This window comes from Psychrobacter phenylpyruvicus DSM 7000 = NBRC 102152, assembly GCF_000685805.1.
Taxonomy (GTDB): domain Bacteria; phylum Pseudomonadota; class Gammaproteobacteria; order Pseudomonadales; family Moraxellaceae; genus Psychrobacter; species Psychrobacter phenylpyruvicus.
This window is the reverse complement of the sequence record NZ_JMKP01000089.1, coordinates 1-1,558: the sequence shown is the minus strand read 5'-3', so window position 1 is coordinate 1,558 and position 1,558 is coordinate 1. Positions and strand designations below refer to the sequence as shown.

At 37.5% G+C, this 1,558-nt stretch carries 2 protein-coding genes; both read right to left on the bottom strand.

The window, feature by feature from the left end:
* Nucleotides 1-22 precede the first annotated feature (22 nt).
* Nucleotides 23-637, bottom strand: a complete 615-nt coding sequence (locus G561_RS0113505; RefSeq protein ID WP_051584575.1) for a LysE family translocator — start codon at nucleotides 635-637, stop codon at nucleotides 23-25.
* A 147-nt stretch (nucleotides 638-784) separates the two neighbouring features.
* Nucleotides 785-1,558: hypothetical protein (locus G561_RS15480; protein WP_028859994.1), on the bottom strand; the 774-nt coding region annotated here is incomplete at its 5' end.

Sequence of the window (1,558 nt, the reverse complement as noted above, 5' to 3'; positions counted from 1 at the left end):
CCCGCCTCTTCAGTTTGAATTGCTAATAAAGTGTTGAGAGTGGGGTATAAATAGCAATAAACAATAGAATAAGTCCTGAAGACTTACTAATTGTATTTGCGATTTTGTTATTGCTAACCTTTGAGAATATAAAAGAATAAATAGATAAGATACTATAGTCTAGCGCTATCCATACCAAGGTAAGAATTAGCATAGAGGAATATATATCGCTTGAAACCTTTAAGAATAAAGGGAAGAAAGCAATAAAGAAAATAACATCCTTAGGGTTAGAGATACCTATAAGAAAACCATCTTTGAAATGGTTTTTCGTAACAAGAACTGAGCTTTCTTTTACAGTCTGATCAATATCAATTTTATCTTTTACTATATTTATAGAAAAATATATAAGATAGAATGCCCCTAAAAAGGATAACCACAGCATAGCTGTCTCGCTAACTGAAAACACTCCTTGAAGGATAATAAATGATATCGCTATCAAAATTAGTGATGCAGCATTAGTACCTGCGACTGTTGCTAATCCAGCCCTGAACCCACCTTTTACGCTTGCACTCACTACAAGTACAGTCACAGGTCCTGGAGTACCTAAAAACAGTAAAACAGCTGAGAAATAGGTGAATAATAAAGAATAATCAATCATTTAACTAATGCCTTTTTTATTTGGTGGTGTTTCAAAAAGTATGCGAGCCCATCCCGAATTCTGTGTAACTGCTATTTGTTAACAGGGCATAAGCAGTTACACAAAGTTTTGGAAAGTCTCAAAGTTTGGGAAAACCTCAGCCTATCACTAACGTCTAAAAGAAGGTATATATCTCTTTGTTGGCTCTGTTCCCTTAGGATCTAGCGCTTCCTCAACACTGTTAGCAATCTTCACTTTTTGTATTACCAAAGGTTCGGACAAAGTAGCTTCCTTATATCGCTCCTGATGATATTGGGCTTTAATTTTAATTCCTTCCTCTAAATTCATCTTATCTAATTGACTGCGATGAATTTTATTATGCTCACTGTAGTAGTTATTACTGTTAATCTGTTGGATATATGGCTCAAACTCAATCCCCTTATAGTTTTTAGCAAACATACCACCTGTAAGTCTCACACTCATAACCCTGCCATTTTTATCCTTTAAGTCGTCGTGTTTTACTGACACACTGGTTTCGCTATTACTCCGATTGACGTTAAGCCCCCAGCGCCTTAACGTGGTTAAAAGCGATTGACGATTGGTGACTACCCCTCTTTGGGACTCAAGCAATAACCGCCGTTTAAGCGCCTCCTCTAAATCACGACGGCTTGGGGGATGTTGAATTATTTCATCATCTTCATCACTTTGCTTTTTTGAATAACTATTGATATTAAAAGGGCTTGGCCTTGGTGCATGACTATTATAGGGATTAATCAAACGTTGTCTTTTAGGGTCGTTAGGATCACTCAAGGACTCTCCACGTATGGTCTTAACCTCTGCATTAACTATGTTCTTCCATGCATTCACCCGTCTTTGATCCGCAGGCTCATAGTACGGCTGAAACGATTTTCCTGTACGCAGCTCTTGGCAAGGTATGACGAA